Source organism: Micromonospora krabiensis (genome assembly GCF_900091425.1).
Classification (GTDB): Bacteria; Actinomycetota; Actinomycetes; order Mycobacteriales; family Micromonosporaceae; genus Micromonospora; species Micromonospora krabiensis.
On the sequence record NZ_LT598496.1, the window covers coordinates 5,313,851 to 5,330,828 of the forward strand.

The 16,978-nt window shown below is 73.3% G+C and carries 15 protein-coding genes, 2 pseudogenes and 1 riboswitch; of the genes and pseudogenes, 7 read left to right on the plus strand and 10 right to left on the minus strand.

The annotated features are described in order from the left end of the window. Positions 1-22: 22 nt before the first annotated feature. Entirely contained in the window at positions 23-1,282 is a 1,260-nt protein-coding gene (locus GA0070620_RS24345) for an aminotransferase class V-fold PLP-dependent enzyme (protein WP_091594557.1), read from the minus strand. 45 nt (positions 1,283-1,327) lie between these two features. Continuing rightward, positions 1,328-1,450, minus strand: a riboswitch (SAM riboswitch). Between the two features lie 23 nt (positions 1,451-1,473). Here GA0070620_RS24345 and GA0070620_RS24350 point away from each other — a divergent pair. Next, positions 1,474-2,952 (plus strand): PrsW family intramembrane metalloprotease, encoded by a 1,479-nt coding sequence (locus GA0070620_RS24350; RefSeq protein ID WP_091594559.1) that lies wholly within the window; start codon positions 1,474-1,476, stop codon positions 2,950-2,952. A 12-nt stretch (positions 2,953-2,964) separates the two neighbouring features. Here GA0070620_RS24350 and GA0070620_RS33030 read toward each other — a convergent pair whose 3' ends face one another. Then, positions 2,965-3,132: a hypothetical protein gene (locus GA0070620_RS33030; RefSeq protein WP_172836494.1), complete on the minus strand. Its 168-nt coding sequence runs from the start codon at positions 3,130-3,132 to the stop codon at positions 2,965-2,967. A 125-nt stretch (positions 3,133-3,257) separates the two neighbouring features. Next, positions 3,258-3,596 (minus strand): GroES family chaperonin, encoded by a 339-nt coding sequence (locus tag GA0070620_RS24355; RefSeq protein WP_091594561.1) that lies wholly within the window; start codon positions 3,594-3,596, stop codon positions 3,258-3,260. A gap of 155 nt (positions 3,597-3,751) precedes the next feature. On the opposite strand from GA0070620_RS24355, the gene GA0070620_RS24360 reads away from it, so the two are divergent. Beyond that, positions 3,752-5,050 (plus strand): AI-2E family transporter, encoded by a 1,299-nt coding sequence (locus tag GA0070620_RS24360; RefSeq protein WP_091594563.1) that lies wholly within the window; start codon positions 3,752-3,754, stop codon positions 5,048-5,050. Positions 5,051-5,262: 212 nt separating this feature from the next. Here GA0070620_RS24360 and GA0070620_RS34285 read toward each other — a convergent pair. Next, a pseudogene (locus GA0070620_RS34285) lies at positions 5,263-5,958 on the minus strand (ATP-dependent DNA helicase); the annotation flags it as partial. A 120-nt stretch (positions 5,959-6,078) separates the two neighbouring features. Then, positions 6,079-7,428, minus strand: a pseudogene (locus GA0070620_RS34290) (ATP-dependent DNA helicase); the annotation flags it as partial. Positions 7,429-7,569: 141 nt separating this feature from the next. Here GA0070620_RS34290 and GA0070620_RS24370 point away from each other — a divergent pair. Further along, a complete protein-coding gene (locus GA0070620_RS24370) occupies positions 7,570-8,076 on the plus strand; it encodes a DUF402 domain-containing protein (RefSeq protein WP_091594567.1) in 507 nt (168 codons plus the stop codon). 25 nt (positions 8,077-8,101) lie between these two features. Here GA0070620_RS24370 and sigJ read toward each other — a convergent pair whose 3' ends face one another. Next, positions 8,102-9,064, minus strand: a complete 963-nt coding sequence (sigJ, locus tag GA0070620_RS24375) for an RNA polymerase sigma factor SigJ (RefSeq protein ID WP_091594569.1) — start codon at positions 9,062-9,064, stop codon at positions 8,102-8,104. Between the two features lie 184 nt (positions 9,065-9,248). On the opposite strand from sigJ, the gene GA0070620_RS24380 reads away from it, so the two are divergent. The 3 genes from GA0070620_RS24380 to GA0070620_RS24390 all read left to right on the plus strand — a co-directional run bounded on the left by GA0070620_RS24380 (position 9,249) and on the right by GA0070620_RS24390 (position 11,924). Continuing rightward, positions 9,249-10,157, plus strand: coding sequence for a PPK2 family polyphosphate kinase (locus tag GA0070620_RS24380; protein ID WP_091594571.1), 909 nt, complete (start codon positions 9,249-9,251; stop codon positions 10,155-10,157). 128 nt (positions 10,158-10,285) lie between these two features. Beyond that, positions 10,286-10,912, plus strand: coding sequence for a DUF47 domain-containing protein (locus tag GA0070620_RS24385; RefSeq protein WP_091594573.1), 627 nt, complete (start codon positions 10,286-10,288; stop codon positions 10,910-10,912). 4 nt (positions 10,913-10,916) lie between these two features. Next, positions 10,917-11,924: an inorganic phosphate transporter gene (locus GA0070620_RS24390; RefSeq protein ID WP_091594575.1), complete on the plus strand. Its 1,008-nt coding sequence runs from the start codon at positions 10,917-10,919 to the stop codon at positions 11,922-11,924. 77 nt (positions 11,925-12,001) lie between these two features. Here the strand turns inward: GA0070620_RS24390 and GA0070620_RS24395 are convergent, their stop codons facing one another. After that, a complete protein-coding gene (locus tag GA0070620_RS24395; RefSeq protein ID WP_091594577.1) occupies positions 12,002-12,973 on the minus strand; it encodes a Gfo/Idh/MocA family protein in 972 nt (323 codons plus the stop codon). Between the two features lie 71 nt (positions 12,974-13,044). Here GA0070620_RS24395 and GA0070620_RS24400 point away from each other — a divergent pair, with 71 nt between their 5' ends. Then, on the plus strand, positions 13,045-13,878 hold the full coding sequence (locus tag GA0070620_RS24400) for an NUDIX hydrolase (RefSeq protein WP_091594579.1): 834 nt from the start codon (positions 13,045-13,047) through the stop codon (positions 13,876-13,878). 105 nt (positions 13,879-13,983) lie between these two features. Here GA0070620_RS24400 and pstB read toward each other — a convergent pair whose 3' ends face one another. Genes pstB through pstC form a run of 3 tightly spaced genes read right to left on the minus strand, consistent with a single transcriptional unit; the run spans position 13,984 to position 16,954 of the window. Beyond that, the gene (pstB, locus tag GA0070620_RS24405) at positions 13,984-14,760 is read right to left on the minus strand and encodes a phosphate ABC transporter ATP-binding protein PstB (RefSeq protein ID WP_091594581.1); all 777 of its coding nucleotides are present in this window, start codon (positions 14,758-14,760) and stop codon (positions 13,984-13,986) included. Between the two features lie 17 nt (positions 14,761-14,777). Further along, complete coding sequence (pstA, locus tag GA0070620_RS24410; RefSeq protein ID WP_091594583.1) at positions 14,778-15,866, minus strand: phosphate ABC transporter permease PstA; 1,089 nt, start codon at positions 15,864-15,866, stop codon at positions 14,778-14,780. Then, entirely contained in the window at positions 15,863-16,954 is a 1,092-nt protein-coding gene (gene pstC, locus GA0070620_RS24415; protein WP_091594585.1) for a phosphate ABC transporter permease subunit PstC, read from the minus strand. The genes pstA and pstC overlap by 4 nt, the downstream gene beginning before the upstream one ends. Positions 16,955-16,978 lie beyond the last annotated feature (24 nt).

Genomic DNA, 16,978 nt, shown 5'->3' on the forward strand with positions numbered 1-16,978 from the left:
CGGTCCGTCCCCGCGGCGGCCGTCAACGGCGAGCGGCGAGCGCCGCCACCAGCCGGTCGACGTGCTCCTCGGTGCTGCCCAGACCGATGCTGGCCCGCAGCGCCGTCGGCGGCAGGTCCCGCCGGCCACTCCGCGCCGCCGCCTCGCCGAGCAGCCGCCGGGCGAGCGGGTGGGCGCAGAACAGACCGTCGCGTACGCCGATGGACCGCGCGGCCAGCTCGGCGGCGACGTCGGCGGAGTCCCGCCCGGCGACGACGAACGAGACGATGCCCACCCGGGGCGCCTCCGGCCCGAAGGTGCGCAGCTCGACGACGTGCGGCAGGGCGCCCAGACCGTCGCGCAGCCGGGCCAGCAGCCGCTGCTCCCGGTCGTGCAGCGCGTCCCGGTCGGCGGCGGCGAGGGCGTCACAGACGGCGGCCAACGCCACCGCGCCGAGCAGGTTGGGCGTGCCCCCCTCGTGCCGGGCCGGCCCGGCGGTCCAGGTGACGTCATGGGTGGCCGCGCCGACCCGGGCGGTGGCACCGCCCCCGGCCAGGTACGGCGGCGCCGCGTCCAACCAGTCCGCCCGCCCGATCAGCACCCCGGCGCCGAACGGGGCGTAGAGCTTGTGCCCCGACACGGCCACGTAGTCGACGTCCAGCGCGAGCAGGTCCACCGGAACGTGCGGGGCGAGCTGCGCGGCGTCCAGGGCGATCCGGGCGCGGTGCCGGTGCGCCACCCGGGCCAGGTCGGCCACCGGCCACAGCTCACCCGTGACGTTGCTCGCCCCGGTGACCGCGACCAGCACCGGCAGCCCCGGGTTCGCGGCGCGGCGCAGCTCGCCGAGCGCCGCGTCGAGGGCGCGTACCGCCTCCGCCGCGTCGGCCGGCACCGGCAGCCGGACGGAGCCGCGCGGCCAGGGCAGGAGGTTCGCGTGGTGCTCGCCGGCGAACGTGACCACGGTGGTGCCGGCCGGCAGGGCGCGGCCGAGCAGGTTGAGCGCGTCCGTCGTGTTGCGGGTGAAGATCACGTGGTCGTCGGCGCGGGCGCCGAAGAAGTCCCCGACCGTCTGCCGGGCGCGCTCGTAGGCGAGCGTGCAGCGGCGGGAGAGCGCCCCCGCACCGCGGTGGACGCTCGCGTACCACGGCAGCAGCGCGGTCACCGCGTCGGCGGCGACCCGCGCGCACGGCGCGGTGGCGGCGTAGTCGAGGTTGATCTCACCCGGCACACCGAGCACGTCGAGCGAGCCGGCGGAGGCCGGGTCGGACCCGACGACAGGAGCGGGGACGAGGGTGACGGTCATGCCGGAACCTCCCGGAGGCCGGGACCCCGGGCGCACGAGGGACGGGGTCCGCGCTTGCCCGGCTCGCGGATCGGGGCCGGGCCCGGTCATCACCCGGGGCACCCCACCGCGAACCTCGACGAGGGTTGCCGGCCAGCAAGCCGGGGCTTCACGCTGGCGCTCGTGACCTGTGCCGAGCATAGCGGCCACCGATGCGACCGGAACAGGGAGCCGACGGCCACTACGCTGACCGCATGGCCGACACCCCGCCCGGCGGAACCCCGCCGTCGCCGACCGTGCCCTCGGGCCCACCCGCGCCCGGTGCGACGCCCCGGATGCCGCTGCGCCGGCTGGGCTGGCGGCGGTTCCTGGTGCTCGCGGCGGTGGTGCTGCTCATCGCTGCCTGCGCGGTGTTCATGGTCTACACGCTGGGCGAGAGCCTCGGCCTCGAAGCGCTGCTCATCGGCGTCGTCGCCGCGATCCTGCCGGTGCCGGTGCTGGTCGCCTGCTTCCTGTGGCTCGACCGGTACGAGCCGGAGCCGCTGAAGTACCTGATCTTCTGCTTCGCCTGGGGCGCGTTCGTGTCGACGGCGGCGTCGCTGACCGTCAACGAGTTCGCGGCCCGCCAGTTCGCCGACCTCGGCCTGCCGGCGGCGTTGACGAGTGTGCTGACGGCGCCGTTCATCGAGGAGCTGACCAAGGCCCTCGGGCCGATCCTGCTGCTCGTCTTCCGGCGGCGCGAGTGGTCCGGCATCACCGACGGGCTGGTCTACTGCGGGCTGTCCGCGGTCGGTTTCGCGATGGTGGAGAACATCCTCTACCTGGGCGGATACGGCTTCGCGTCCGGTGCCGAGCGGTTCGGCCCCGCGACCGGGGCCCAGCAGGTCATCGCCATCTTCATCGTCCGGATCCTGCTGTTCGGGTTCGCGCACCCGCTCTTCACCTCGATGACCGGCGTCGGGCTGGGCATCGCCGCGCGTACGGCCGACCGGCGGGTTCGGGTGCTCGCCCCGATCGCCGGCCTGCTGCTGGCGATGATGCTGCACGGCACCTGGAACCTCCTGCCGACGCTCACGCAGGCCACCGGCCAGCCGCTGATCATGCTGTACGGCTTCCTCGGTGTGATGGTCCCCATCTTCTTCGGCACCGTCGGGCTGGCGATCTGGCTGCGCGCCTGGGAGGGGCGGCTCACCGAGCGCCGGCTGCCGGACTACGTCCGGGCCGGATGGCTCAGCCCGCCCGAGGTGGCGGCGCTCAGCAGCCTCGGCCGCCGGCACGCCGCCCGGGTCTGGGCGCGGCGGGTGGCCGGCGACGCCGGGGTGAAGGCGATGCGCGGCTACCAGTTCGCCGCGACCCGGCTGGCGCTGCTGCGCGACGGCTCGCTCCGCGGGCTGGACACCCGCGCCGCGGACCGGGACCGGACCGCCCATGAGGAGCGGGAACTCCTGGAGGTGCTCGTCGCGTACCGGTCGTTCTTCTCCGGACGCGACCCGCAGGCGCCGACGGGGGTGTGGGACGGCAACCGCTACCACCTGCGCTTCCCGGACGGCTCCCAGCGGCCGGTCGAGGCGCCGGACGAGCCGGTGGTGCCGATCCCGGTGCTGCTGCCCGCCGCGCCGCCTCCGCCGCCGGTCGGTCACCCGGGACCGGGCTGGTACGGTCCGCCGCCCGGCTGGCCGGCGCGCTCCTGACGGCGCGGCCGCTCAGGTCATCACGCCGGTCAGGAAGTCCCCGAGACCCTGGAAGATCGCCACCAGGCCCGCCCCGATCGCCTTGAAGGCAGCCGCCGCGCCGTCCGGTCGGAACGCCATGAAGTAGATCAGGAACGCGATGAAGCCCCAGAACAACAGCTTCCTAATCCACTCGGGCATCGTCCCTCCCCAGGGCCGGTGGTGCGGCTGGCTTCCCGGCGGGGAGCGGCGCAAACGACGTCCGGGGCGGCGGAGGCGGGAAAAGCCGCCGACGGTGCCCCGCGACGCGGTCTAGCGGAAGCGGTTCAGAGGTAGAGGCCGGTGGAGTCGTTCTCGACCCGCTCGGCGGCGACGGCGTGCACGTCCCGCTCCCGCAGCAGGACGTAGCCCCGGCCGTGCAGCTCGACCTCGGAGCGGTCGTCGGGGTCGAAGAGCACCCGGTCGCCCGAGACGATGGAGCGGACGTTCGGCCCCACCCCGACGGCGGTCGCCCAGGCCAGCCGCTTGCCGACGGCGGCGGTGGCCGGGATGACGATGCCGGCGGTGGAGCGGCGCTCGCCCTCGCTCCCCTCCATGCGCACCAACACCCGGTCGTGCAGCAGGCGGATCGGCAGGCCGGAGTCCAGAGTCTTGTCGGCGGTCACGCCGCAGACGCTACCGTGCGCGTTCGGCCCGGCCGGTGGTTGGGGCGGTGGCGAGCGGGGCACTGTGTGGCGAAACTGTCCTACGGTGGTGCGGGTCGGCGTATGCTGTCCGACCTGTCGCCGTGGGCGGACGGTCGTCTTGCCAGGAGGTGCGCTTGAGCCGCTTCGAGCGGGTACGCGGCCGGCTGCTCCGCGCGTACGAGTCGGGACGGGAGTCGGTGCGGTCCGGTCGCGACGACGCCGACGAGGCGCCCGCGCGGGCCGAGGTGGCCACGCCGGAGTCGCCGGGCCCGGTGGCGCCCCCGACGGCGACCGTGGTCGGCGCCCCGCCGCCCGCCGCCATGCACGCGTCCACCTCCAGCCGCGACGACGCCGACGTGCCGCACGCGTTGCGCATCGCCGCCGCCTGGTCCTGGCGACTGATCGTGATCGGCGCGGTGGCCTGGGCGTTGCTCAGGATCGTCGGCACGATCCGCATCGTGATCATCCCGCTGGCCATCGCGCTGCTGCTCTCGGCGCTGCTCGCCCCCGCCGTCGGGTGGCTGCTGCGCGCCCGCTTCCCCCGCTCGTTGGCGACGGCGGTGGTGCTGGTCGGTGGTCTCGCCGCGGTGGTCGGCACGCTGACCCTGGTGGTGAACGAGTTCATCCAGGGGGTGCCGGAGCTGAGCGACAAGTCGTCGCAGGGCGTGCGGCAGATCCAGGACTGGCTGAAGACCGGCCCGCTGCACCTGTCGGACAGTCAGCTCACGCAGTACATCGACGAGGCGCAGCGCTGGGTCGACGACAACACCGACCGGTTCACCAGCGCCGCCACCACCACCGCGGCGACGCTCGCGGAGGTGCTCACCGGCACCATCCTGGTGCTCTTCGCGACGTTCTTCTTCCTCCGGGACGGCAACCGGATCTGGCGGTTCCTGGTCCGGCTGCTGCCGGTCGCCGCGCGCTGGAAGGTCGACGACGCGGGGCGGGCCTCCTGGGCGACCCTGGGGGCGTACGTCCGGGCGACCGTCCTGGTCGCCTTCATCGACGCGGTCGGCATCGGCATCTTCCTGGTCATCTTCGACATCCCGTTCGCCTTCCCGCTGGCCGCGCTGGTCTTCCTGGGGGCGTTCATCCCGATCGTGGGCGCGGCCCTCTCCGGCGGCGTCGCCGTCCTCGTGGCGCTGGTGGACAGCGGCCCCGTCACCGCGCTGATCATCCTGGGTGCCGTGATCGGCGTGCAGCAGTTGGAGGGCCACGTGCTCCAGCCGCTGATCATGGGACGAGCGGTGGCCATCCATCCGCTCGCGGTGATCATCGGGATCGCGGCCGGAGTCGTGCTCGCGGGGATCACCGGGGCGCTCGTCGCCGTACCGCTGATCGCGGTGCTCAACACGGCCGTGCGTCGACTCGCCGCCCGGACCGTCCCGGACACCCCACCGGACGCCGTGGTGGTGGCCTCCCAGGCCCCCTGACCCGACCCCACCCGCCTACCCCTACCCCCCGCCGCCCGCTCGCGGGCCCATTCGGGATGGGCGCAACTTCGTGGAAAGAGTGGTCATCCCAGGGGCGGGAGGCCACTCTTCTCGCGAAGTAGGGGCCACCGCTCCGCGCGTTGCGCCGCTCCGCGCGTTGCGCCGCTCCGCGCGTTGCGCCGCTCCGCGCGTTGCGCGGGGCGTGGGTGTCGTCAGGCCTTCGCCAGGCGTTGCAGGGCGCCGCGGGCGACCTCGGGTCGGGTGGTGTACCAGAACGGGGGCAGCGAGCGGCGCAGGAACGGCCCGTAGCCGCGCGCCGTCTCCAGTCGGGAGTCGAGCACCGCGACCACGCCCCGGTCGCCGGTAGCGCGGATCAGCCGGCCCACGCCCTGCGCCAGCCGGATGGCCGCGATGGGCACGCTCACCGCGGCGAAGCCCGACCCGCCGCCGGCGTCCACCGCGGCGGCCCGCGCCGCGGCCAGCGGCTCGTCCGGACGGGGGAAGGGCAGCCGGTCGATCACCACGAGCTGGCAGGAGTCGCCGGGGACGTCGACGCCCTGCCAGAGCGACATCACCCCGAACAGGCAGCTGGCCCGCTCCTCGCGGAACCGGCGGACCAGCAACGGAAGGGCCTCCTCGCCCTGGAGCAGCACCGGCAGGTCGGTCCGCGCGCGGAGCAGCTCCGCCGCCTGCTGGGCGGCCCGCCGGGAGGAGAAGAGTCCGAGCGTACGCCCACCGAGCGCCTCGACCAGCCCGAGCAGCTCCTCGCCGGCCGCGTCCGGGAGGCCGGAGACGCTGGGCCGGGGCAGGTGCGCGGCGACGTAGAGGATGCCCTGCCGCGCGTAGTCGAACGGGGAACCCACGTCCAACGACCGCCAGCCCGGCCCGCTCGTGGCCGGCACGCCCGCCGTGCCACCCGCGTCACTGCCGCCTTCGGGCGACGTGCCGTTGTTCGGGCCGGAGCGCGAGCCGCCGCGCGAGGTCGAGGCGGCCAGCGCGGCGGCGGCCGGCGACGGCGGGGACGGGGGAGGGGCGTCCAGCCCGAGCGCGCGGGCCACCGTGTCGAACCGGCCGCCCAGCGTCAGGGTGGCCGAGGTGGCCACGACGGTGCGTTCGTCGTAGAGGTGGGTGGCGAGGGTGCCGGCCACCGAGAGCGGGGCGACCACCAGCGCGCGTCGGCTGCCGTTGTCGGGCTTCTCCACCCAGGCCACGTCGTGCTCGTTCTCCTCCAGCAACCGCTGCGCGGTCGTGGAGAGCTCGTCGAGGACGGCCTTGGCCTGCTGCTTGCGTACGGGATCGGGGTCGTCGCCCTTGACGTCGCCGATCGCGTCGAGGGCGGCGCGGGTGGCGGCGTCGAGCAGGGTGCACGCCTCCCGCAGCGGGCCCGGCAGCCCGGCGGTGATCCGACCGGCCGGCGCCTCGGCGAGACCGACGGCGAGGGCGTCGCCGGCCGCCGTGAGCGCGTCGGCGGTCTCCGGACGCAGCAGCGGCCGGGCCCGGCGGGTGGACCGGTCGATCAGCTCCGGCACCAGCTCGGCCTGGGCGGCCGAGGAGACCCGGTCGGCGAGCTCGTGTGCCTCGTCGACGATGAGCAGCTTGTGCGGCGGCACGATCTGCCGCCCGGCCAGCATGTCGACCGCGAGCAGGCTGTGGTTGGTGACCACGATGTCCGCCTCGCGGGCCCGGGCCCGGGACGCCTCGGCGAAGCATTCGGCGCCGAACGGGCAGCGGGCCGCGCCGACGCACTCCCGGGCCGGCATCGAGACCAACCGCCAGGCCTGGTCGTCGACGCCCGGGTCGAGCTCGTCACGGTCGCCGGTCTCGGTCTCCGACGCCCAGTCGCGCAGCCGCTGCACCTGTTTGCCCAGGCGGCCCGCCTCACCCAGCCACTTGCCGGCCGCCGGCCGGGCGGCGGGGGCGTCGAAGAGCGTGTCCTCCGGCTCCTCCTCGGTCGAGTTGTCCAGCCGGGCCAGGCACAGGTAGTGGTGCCGTCCCTTGAGGACGGCGAAGGTGGGTCGGCGACCGAGCACCGGCTCGACGGCGTCGGCGAGCCGCGGCAGGTCGTGGTCGACGAGCTGGGACTGGAGGGCCAGGGTGGCGGTGGAGACCACCACCGGGCCGTCGACGGTGAGCGCCGGCGCGAGGTAGGCCAGGGACTTGCCGGTGCCCGTGCCGGCCTGGACGAGCAGGTGCTCGCGGGCTTCGACGCACTCCTCGATGGCCGTCGCCATCTGCTGCTGCCCGGGGCGGGCGGCCCCGCCGGGCACCGCGCCGACCGCGGCGGCGAGCAGCTCGGCACCGCTGGGCCGGGCACCGCCGCCGCGTCGCCCACGGGCCGACGGGAGGCGGGAACCGGTGGCGGTGCGGGGCGGAGTCACCGTGCGACGGTACCCGCCGGCGCTGACACCGGGTGCGCCGCTCCGCCGCGTGGCGTGGTCGATCAGGGACGGAATTCCGACCTGCCCGTCCGGTTACGGGGGCGCTACGACGAGTGGGCGGTATCGGTTAGGGTGCGATTCATGCCGAGCGACGTGGTCCGTGTGATCTACCGCAAGTACGACGGCAGCGCCCACCGCGACTACCCGGCCCGCCGGCTCGCCGAGGACGACCTGGGCATCTGGCTCGGGGTGACCGCCGGCACGAAGTCCGTCTACCACGGTCGTCCCTCGGTGGAGCAGATCCCCTTCGTCCTCCTGGTCCCCCATCACGCCTGGTGGACGGGCATGTTCAACCCGCCGCCGCGCACCAGCGAGGTCTACTGCGACATCGCGAGTCCGGCCCGGTGGGAGTCCGACGACACGGTGCACCTGTTCGACCTCGACCTGGACGTGGTGCGCCGGCGGACCACCGGTCTGGTGGAGCTGCGCGACGAGGACGAGTTCGCCGAGCACCGGGTGCGGTTCGGCTACCCGGATGATCTGGTCGTCGAGGCGGAGGCGGCGGCCCGCTGGCTGTTCGACGCCCTCGGCGACGGTACGGAGCCCTTCGCCACCTCCTACCGCAAGTGGCTCGCGCTGGTGGTCTGAGCCGGCGGCCGACCGGCCGGGGCCCTCACCAGCGGGGCGGCCACGAGTCCGCCGGGCCCAGCGGTGGCAGGTCGCCGACCTTCTCCGGGTTGAACTGGTTGAAGATGCCGGTGATCCGACCGTCGTGCACCGCGAAGGCGATGACCAGCCGAATCGTCCGGCCGTCGGTGTGCGGCGCCTGCACCTGGAGCCCGAGCACGCCGTCCACCAGCACGGGGCGGCTTCGTACCCCCTCCTGGTAGCGGCCGGCGTTGCCGAACAGCCCGAGGATGAAGCGACCGGCCTGGGTGGCGCCGACGACCGGTCGCCGGGCCGCCGGGAAGTGCCCGCCGCTGTCGCCGATGACGACCACGTCCGGGGCGAGCAGCCGCAGGAGCTGGTCCAGCTCGCCGGACTCGGTGGCGTCGACGAACGCCGCCACCACCCGCCGCTGCTCGGCCGGGTCGGCGGTGTGCCGGGGCAGGTCGGGTGCGTTGACCGCCCGGCGGGCGCGGGAGGCGAGTTGCCGGGCCGCGGCTTCGGTGGTGCCCAACACCTCGGCGACCCGGGCGAACGGCACGGCGAAGACGTCGTGGAGGACGAACGCGACGCGCTGCTCGGGCGCGAGCCGCTCCAGCACGACCAGCAGGGCGGTGCCGAGCTGGTCGGTGCGGACGGCCCGCTCGGCCGGGTCCGGCGCGTAGCCGTCGGGTCGGGCGGTCTCCACCGGCGTCACCACGGGCTCCGGCAGCCACTGGCCGACGTACGCCTCCCGGCGGACCCGGGCGGAGCGCAGCACGTCGAGGCAGATCCGGGCGCAGGTGGTGGTCAGCCAGGGCCGCAGGTCGCGGATCTCGGCGCGGGCTGCCGGGTCGGCGAGGGCGTTCGCGTAACGCAGCCAGGTCTCCTGGACGGCGTCCTCGGCCTCGCTGCGGCTGCCGAGCATGCGGTGGGCGACCGCCAGGAGTCGGCCCCGCTCGGCCTCGAACTCGGTCGCCAGATCCCGCACCCCGCGCTCCTCCCCTTCGGCACCCATCCTCCCGCCCGTGGGACGGTCCCGCCGCCCCGATCCTGACAGGGAGCGGAGGGGAGGTGGGTCGGGGGCTCGGTGGGCGGATCGGCGGTGGGTGGGTGATGATCCGGGGGTGAGCACATCTCGGGAGAAGCAGTTCGGGCCGCCGGTCGGCGGGCCGATGCGGGAGCTGCTGCGGGTGTCGGCGCCGGTCGACCTCGGCGCGATCGACCCGCGTTCGACGCCCGGTCTGCCGGAGGCCACGGCGGGGGAGCACCGGAAGGGCTGGGCCCGTGAGCAGGTCGCCCTGCTGGGCGCCGGGCTGGGCCGCCGGCAGGAGATGCTGTACGCGACCGCCAAGGCGGCGCAGGAGCGGCCGGGCCCGGCGGACCGGCCCGCGGGCAGGGTGCTGCTCGTGCTCCAGGCCATGGACTGCGGCGGCAAGGACGGCACGATCAAGCGGGTCGCCGGCGCGATGAACCCGTTGGGCCTGCACATCCGCTCGTTCGGCCCGCCGACTCCGGAGGAGTTGCGGCACGACTTCCTGTGGCGGGTGCGCCGGGCGTTGCCCCCGCCGGGGTACGTGGGGATCTTCAACCGTTCGCACTACGAGGACGTGCTGGTGGCCCGGGTCGCGTCCCTGGTGCCGGAGGCCGTCTGGCGGGCCCGGTACGACGAGATCAACGACTTCGAGCGGGAGTTGACCGACGCGGGGGTGACCCTGGTGAAGGTGCTGCTGCACATCTCGTACGCCGAGCAGGGCGCGCGCCTCCTCGAACGGCTCGACGACCCGCGCAAGCACTGGAAGTACAACCCGTCGGACATCGACGCGCGGGCCCGCTGGGACGACTACCAGGCCGCGTACGCCGAGGCGCTGAGCCGGTGCGCGACGGACGCGGCGCCGTGGTTCGTGGTGCCGGCGGACCGCAAGTGGTACCGGGACTGGGCGGTGGCGCACCTGCTGAAAGAGACGTTCGACACTCTCGCGCTGGGGTATCCGGCCGCGAACTTCGACCTCGGGCGGGAGCGTGAGCGCCTGCGGGCTGGGGAGGCGGGGGCGGGAGGGACAGGCGAGATGAACGGCAGGTGAACGAGCAGTGAATGCGGCCTGGCCAGGGGTGGGCCGGCGAATGCCGCTCTTCGCCGCCTCCTAGCATTCCCAGGGCGGGCGCCCCGGGGCGGCCGTCACCCTTCCACCGACACGACGAGGTCCGTGCTGTGAAGTTTTCCTTCCGCCCCACCGAGGGGGCCTTCTACGAGCTCTTCACCAGGGCCGCGCAGAACCTGGTCCGGGGCACCGAGCTGCTCAACGAACTGGCTCTGCCGGGCGTCGAGGTGCAGTCCGTGAGCGAGCGGCTCACCGAGGTGGAGCACGACAGCGATCAGATCACCCACGAGCTCTTCAAGAAGATCAACTCCACCTTCATCACCCCGTTCGACCGGGAGGACATCTACCGGCTCGGGTCGCTGCTGGACGACGTGATGGACCATCTGGAGGCGGTCGGCAACCTCCTCTACCTGTACGGGCTGACCAAGCTGCCGTCGCTGCCGCGCGAGATGCACGAGCTGGTCAACGTGCTCGACCAGCAGGCGAAGCTGACCGCCGAGGCGATGCCCCGGCTGAAGTCGATGAAGGACCTCGAGGACTACTGGATCGAGTGCAACCGGCTGGAGAACGAGGGCGACCAGGCGTACCGGATGCTGCTGGTCCGGCTCTTCTCCGGCGAGTACGACGCCCTGACCGTGCTGAAGATGAAGGAGGTGGCCGACGAGCTGGAGGCCGCCTGCGACGCGTTCGAGCACGTGGCCAACACCGTCGAGACCATCGCGGTCAAGGAGTCCTGATCCTGTGACACCCGAACTCATCGCCGTGCTGGCGGTGATCCTGGTGGCCCTGGCGTTCGACTACACCAACGGCTTTCACGACGCCGCCAACGCGATCGCGACCAGCGTCTCGACCCGGGCGCTGACCCCCCGGATCGCCCTGTTGCTGGCCGCCGTCGGCAACTTCGTCGGCGCCCACTTCGGCGCGGGCGTGGCGAAGACGGTCGGCGACGGCCTGGTCACGCTCCCCACGGGCGTGGCCAGCCTCGGCGTGGTCTTCGCCGGGGTGCTCGGCGCCATCGCCTGGAACCTGATCACCTGGTACTTCGGCCTGCCCTCGTCCTCGTCCCACGCGCTGTTCGGCGGCCTCGTCGGCGCCACCCTGCTCGCGGCCGGTGGCGTCGTCCAGTGGATGAACATCGTCGAGAAGGTCCTCCTCCCCATGGTGATCTCGCCGATCGTCGGCCTCACCCTGGGCTACCTGCTGATGCTCGCGATCCTGTGGCTGTTCCGGAAGGGGCAGCCGGGCAAGCTCAACCGGGGCTTCCGCTGGGCGCAGACCGCCTCGGCGGCCGCCATGTCCGTCGGCCACGGCATGCAGGACGCCGCCAAGACCATGGGCATCGTGGTCCTCGCGCTCTACACCGGTGGCTTCCAGGAGAGCAAGACCCACATCCCGGGCTGGGTGTTCTGGACCTCGGCGACCATGCTGGCCCTCGGCACGTACGCCGGTGGCTGGCGGATCATCCGCACCCTCGGCCGCAAGATCATCGACCTGGGCCCGCCGGAGGGCTTCGCCGCCGAGACGGTCGCCAGCGCGGTGCTCTACTTCAACGCCCTGGTGCTGAAGGCGCCGATCTCCACCACCCACACGATCACCTCGGCGATCATGGGTGTGGGCGCGACCAAGCGGCTCTCCGCGGTGCGCTGGAACGTCGCCGGCAACATCGTCATCGCCTGGATCATCACGTTCCCGGCGGCGGCGTTGATCGCCTGCCTCACCTATCTGGTGGTCCGCCCGCTCTTCGGCTGAGAATCCGACCTCGGCCGAGACCGTGACACGCGACAGGGCCCCCGGTGCCGCCGGGGGCCCTGTCGTCGATCCGGGGTTCAGGCGCTGTAGTCGACGCCGATCTGGGCGCGGATCGCGTCGAGCAGAGCCATCACTTCGAGCGTGGTGGCGTGCGGCACCAGCGGGCTCTCGGTGAGCCCCGCCGCCAGGCAGCGCTGGGCCTCGATCGCCTCGTACTGGTAGCCGCCACCGGTCAGGTCGGCGTCGATCGTCTCCGGCTCGGCCCCCGCGCGGTACAGGGTCAGCGACGGCGGCCGGAAGAACGGCGTCGGCAGCTCGATCCGGCCCGTGGTGCCGGTGACCGAGGCGACCAGCGGGGTGGCGCCCACCATGCCGCAGCTGAGGGTGGCGACCGCCCCGGAGTCGTACCCGAGGACGAACCCGGTGTTCTCGTCCACCCCCTCGGGGGTCAGCGTCGCCCAGGACCGGATGTGCTGCGGCACCCCGAGCAGCAGGTGCGCCAGGCTCAGCGGGTAGACACCCAGGTCGAGCAGGGCGCCGCCACCCAGCACCCGGGCCCGCATCCGGTGCTCCGGCGGGAACGGCCCGGCCACGCCGAAGTCGGCCTGCACGCTGGTCACCGTGCCGATCGCGCCGTCGGCGATCAGCTCGACCATGCGGAGGATCAGCGGGTTCGTCCGCATCCACATGGCCTCCATGAGGAACACCCCCGCGGCGCGGGCGGTGTCGACCAGTTCGCGGCTGGTGGCCAGGTCGAGCGTGAACGGCTTCTCCAGCAGCACCGCGCGCCCCGCCCGCAGGCAGGTCAGGGCGGCCTCATGGTGCGCGGCGTGCGGCGTCGCCACGTACACCACGTCCACCTCGGGATCCGCGGCCAACTCGGCCCACGAGCCGTACGCGCGTTGCGCGCCGTGCCGGTCGGCGAACAGCTTTGCGCTCTCCGGCGTGCGGGAGCCGACCGCGACGAGTTCGGCGCCCGGCACGTGGCGCAGGTCTTCGGCGAACCGGGCCGCGATGTGGCCGGTGGCCAGGATGCCCCAACGAGTCATGCGGGCAACGCTAGCGAAGGTGGGCGGACGGCCGTCCGGCTGGTCCGCCCCTCGGGAACTAGGCTCGCGTCATGACGATCGACCGCGACGGCTTCGCCGCGCCCCCCGCCTTGGTGGAGCACGCCCGGCGGTTCCGGGCCGAGGGCGGCGTGCCGGCCGTCCCACGGGTCGCGGCCACCGTCCTGCTGCTCCGCCCGGCCGGCGCCGGCTTCGAGGTCTACCTGATCCGCCGGGTCGCCGCGATGGCCTTCGGCGGGATGTACGCCTTCCCCGGCGGCGGCGTGGACCGGTCCGACTCCCAGGCACACCTGGGCTGGGCCGGCCCGGCTCCGGCCACCTGGGGTGAGCGGCTGGGGCTCGCCCCGGACGCCGCCCAGGCGGTCGTCTGCGCCGCCGGCCGCGAGGTCTTCGAGGAGGCGGGGGTGCTGCTCGCCGGGCCGGACACGACGAGCGTGGTCGGCGACGTCAGCGGAGACGACTGGGAGGCCGCCCGCGTCGCGTTGGAGCAGCACCGGGGCGGCTTCGCCGACCTGCTCGCCGAGCGGGGTCTCACCCTCCGCTCCGACCTGCTGCTGCCGTGGAGCCGCTGGATCACCCCGGAGTTCGAGCCGCGCCGCTTCGACACGTACTTCTTCGTGGCCCTGCTGCCCGAGGGGCAGCGGACCCGGAACGTGAGCGGGGAGGCCGACCACGCGCTGTGGATCGCGCCGGCGGAGGCGCGCGCCCGGGCCGAGTCGGGCGAGTTGACCATGCTGCCGCCGACCCTGGTCACGCTCGGGCAGGTGGCGGCCGCCGGCGACCTGGCCGGGGTGGTACGCGCGGCGGCCACGCGGGACGCCGCCACTCCGGTGACCCCGCGACTGGACCTGTCGCCCGACGGCGAGCCCCGGTTCCGGCTCGCCTGAGCCGCCCGTCGGGGCGGCGACCGGCCCGAAAAACAGCGGGAGTGGCCATCCCCCTTGACATGGCCACTCCCGTCGCGTCGAGGGCGAGCCGCCCCCGGTGCCGGCTCAGCCGAAGCGGCCGGTGATGTAGTCCTCGGTCTTCTTCTGGCTCGGGTTGCTGAAGATCTTCTGGGTGCTGTCGTACTCGATCAGCCGGCCCGGGTCGCCGGTCTTCTCGATCGAGAAGAACGCCGTCCGGTCCGAGACCCGCGCCGCCTGCTGCATGTTGTGCGTCACGATGATGATCGTGAACTTGTCCTTGAGCTGGAAGATCAGGTCCTCGATGGCCAGCGTGGAGATCGGGTCGAGCGCGGAGCAGGGCTCGTCCATGAGGACGACCTGCGGCTCGACGGCGATCGTGCGGGCGATGCAGAGCCGCTGCTGCTGACCGCCGGAGAGGCCCGCGCCGGGCTTGCCGAGTCGGTCCTTGACCTCGTCCCAGAGGTTCGCCGAGCGCAGCGCCTTCTCGGCCGCCTCGTCCAGGATCGACTTCTTGCGGACGCCGTTGAGCCGCAGCCCGGCCACCACGTTCTCGAAGATGCTCATGGTGGGGAACGGGTTCGGCCGCTGGAAGACCATGCCGATCATCCGCCGGACCGCGGTGACGTCCACGTCCCGGTCGTAGATGTCCTGGTCGTCGATCGTCAGGCTGCCCTCGACCCGCGCGCCCGGGAGCACCTCGTGCATCCGGTTGATCGAGCGGAGGAAGGTGGACTTGCCGCAGCCGGACGGGCCGATGAGGGCGGTCACCGTCTTCGGCTCGACGGTCAGGTTGATGTTGTCGATCGCCTTGAAGGAGCCGTAGTAGGCGGCGACGTTCGAGGCTTCGATGCGCTTGGCCATGGTGGTACCTCCGGGGTTCATCGGCCGAGGCGGTTGCGACGGGCCAGCAGCTTCGCCGCGATCGTCAGGATGAGGACGAGGGCGACCAGGGTGAGGGCCGCGGTCCAGGCGCGCGCCGGCGCGTACCGGGACGCGTCGCCGGCCTGCTGGTAGACGAAGAGCGCCAGCGACGACTGGTTGTTCTCGAACGGGTTGAAGTTGATGGCCGCGCCGCCACCGGCGACGAGCAGCACGGGCGCCGTCTCGCCGGCCGCGCGGGCGATGGCGAGCATGACGCCGGTGACGATGCCGGGCAGCGCGGTCGGGAGCACGATCCGCAGGATCGTCTTCCACTTCGGCACCCCGAGGGCGTACGCGCCCTCGCGCAGCGGCGCCGGGACGAGGCGCAGCATCTCCTCGGTGGAGCGGACCACGGTGGGCAGCATCAGGACACTGAGCGCCAACGCGGCGGCGAAGCCGGAGAAGCTCGGCCGCCCGTCGTTGAACCACGGGGACACGACCAGCACCCAGAACGCCAGCACGAAGAGGCCGGAGACGATCGACGGGATGCCGGTCATCACGTCGACGAAGAACCGGATCGCGAAGGCGAACTTGCCCCGCCCGTACTCGACGATGTAGATGGCGCAGAGGATGCCGAGCGGGACGGTGATCAGGGTGGCGATGCCGACCTGCTCCAGCGTGCCCACGATCGCGTGGTAGGCGCCGCCCTCCGGGTCCCGGGCCCCGATGTTGTTCATCGAGGTGAGGAAGAAGTCTCCGTCCAGGCGCTCTACGCCGTTGCTGACCAGCGTCCAGACGACGGAGGCGAGTGGCAGCACGGCGAGCACGAACGCCGAGTGGATCAGCGCGCTCCAGGTGCGGTTGCGGGCCGCCCGTCGGCCTTCGACGGCGTTCGCGGCGGCGAAGAGCCCGGCGAGGTAGAGCAGCGCCCCGAGCACCACGACGAGCACCGGCCCGCCGATGCCGGCGCCGTAGACGACGACGGCGGCGGCCAGCAGGGCGGCCAGCGCGATGGCCGGCGCGGCGTACCAGGGCAGCCGCTTCGCCCGGAGGGTGGCCGGCTGCGCGGCCGGACGCGGACGGTGGCTGGTGAGTGTGGTGCTCATGCGGCCGACTCCGTGAACTCCCGGCGGCGGTAGATGATCACCCGCGCGGTGATGTTGACGATCAGCGTGATGGCGAAGAGCACCAGGCCGGAGGCGATGAGCGCGCCCCGACCGGTCTCGTTGGCCTCGCCGAACGTGTTGGCGATGTTCGCGGCGATGCTGTTGCCGCCGTTCTCGATCAGGTTGAACGAGATGTTGAAGGTGATGCCGAGGGTCATCGCCAGCGCGATGGTCTCGCCGAGCGCCCGGCCCAGGCCGAGCATGACCGCGGCGATGATGCCGGGCCGCCCGTACGGCAGGACCGCCGTGCGCAGCATCTCCCAGCGGGTGGCGCCCAGGGCGAGGGCGGCCTCCTCGTTGGCGGTCGGGGTCTGCAGGAACACCTCGCGGGAGAGCGAGGTGATGATCGGCAGCACCATGATCGCCAGGACCAGCGAGCCGAGCAGGATCGACTTGCCGAACGGTCCGTCGCCGCCGAAGATCGGGAGCCAGCTGAAGTACTTGTTCAACCAGACCGAGAAGTCCTGCACCGGCTTGAGGAAGATCTCCCGTCCCCAGAGGCCGAAGACCACGCTGGGGACGGCGGCCAGCAGGTCGATGAGGAAGCCGAGCGTGGTGCCGACCCGGCGCGGCGCGTAGTGGGACAGGTAGAGCGCGATACCGAGTGCGATCGGCACCGCCACCAGCAGCGCGAGCGCGGCGGTGAGGACGGTGCCGAAGGCGAGCGCGCCGATACCGAACTTCGGTTGCGCGTCGTTCGGGAACCAGCCCTCGAAGCTCCAGAAGCTCTCGGTGTTGGCGCGGAGTGCCGGCACTGCCTTGGCGACCAGGAAGACCGCGATCGCCGCGATGATGACCAGGACGGCGGTGCCGGCGGCCAGGGTGACGCCGCGGAAGGCCCGCTCGGCACCGAACCTGCGGGCTCGGGGCAGCGCGCCGCCGCCGCCCAGCCCGGTGCTGCCCGGGGCGCGGGTGCTGACTGGTGCCTCGGCCAGACGCGCCGAGGCACCGGCGGGCCGCTCGTGACTCTCGGTCACGCGCGTCCCACCGGTGCCGGCGTCGGCCGAGCGGTGGGGGGTTTCACCCATCTGCTCGCTCGATTCGGTTGCGGA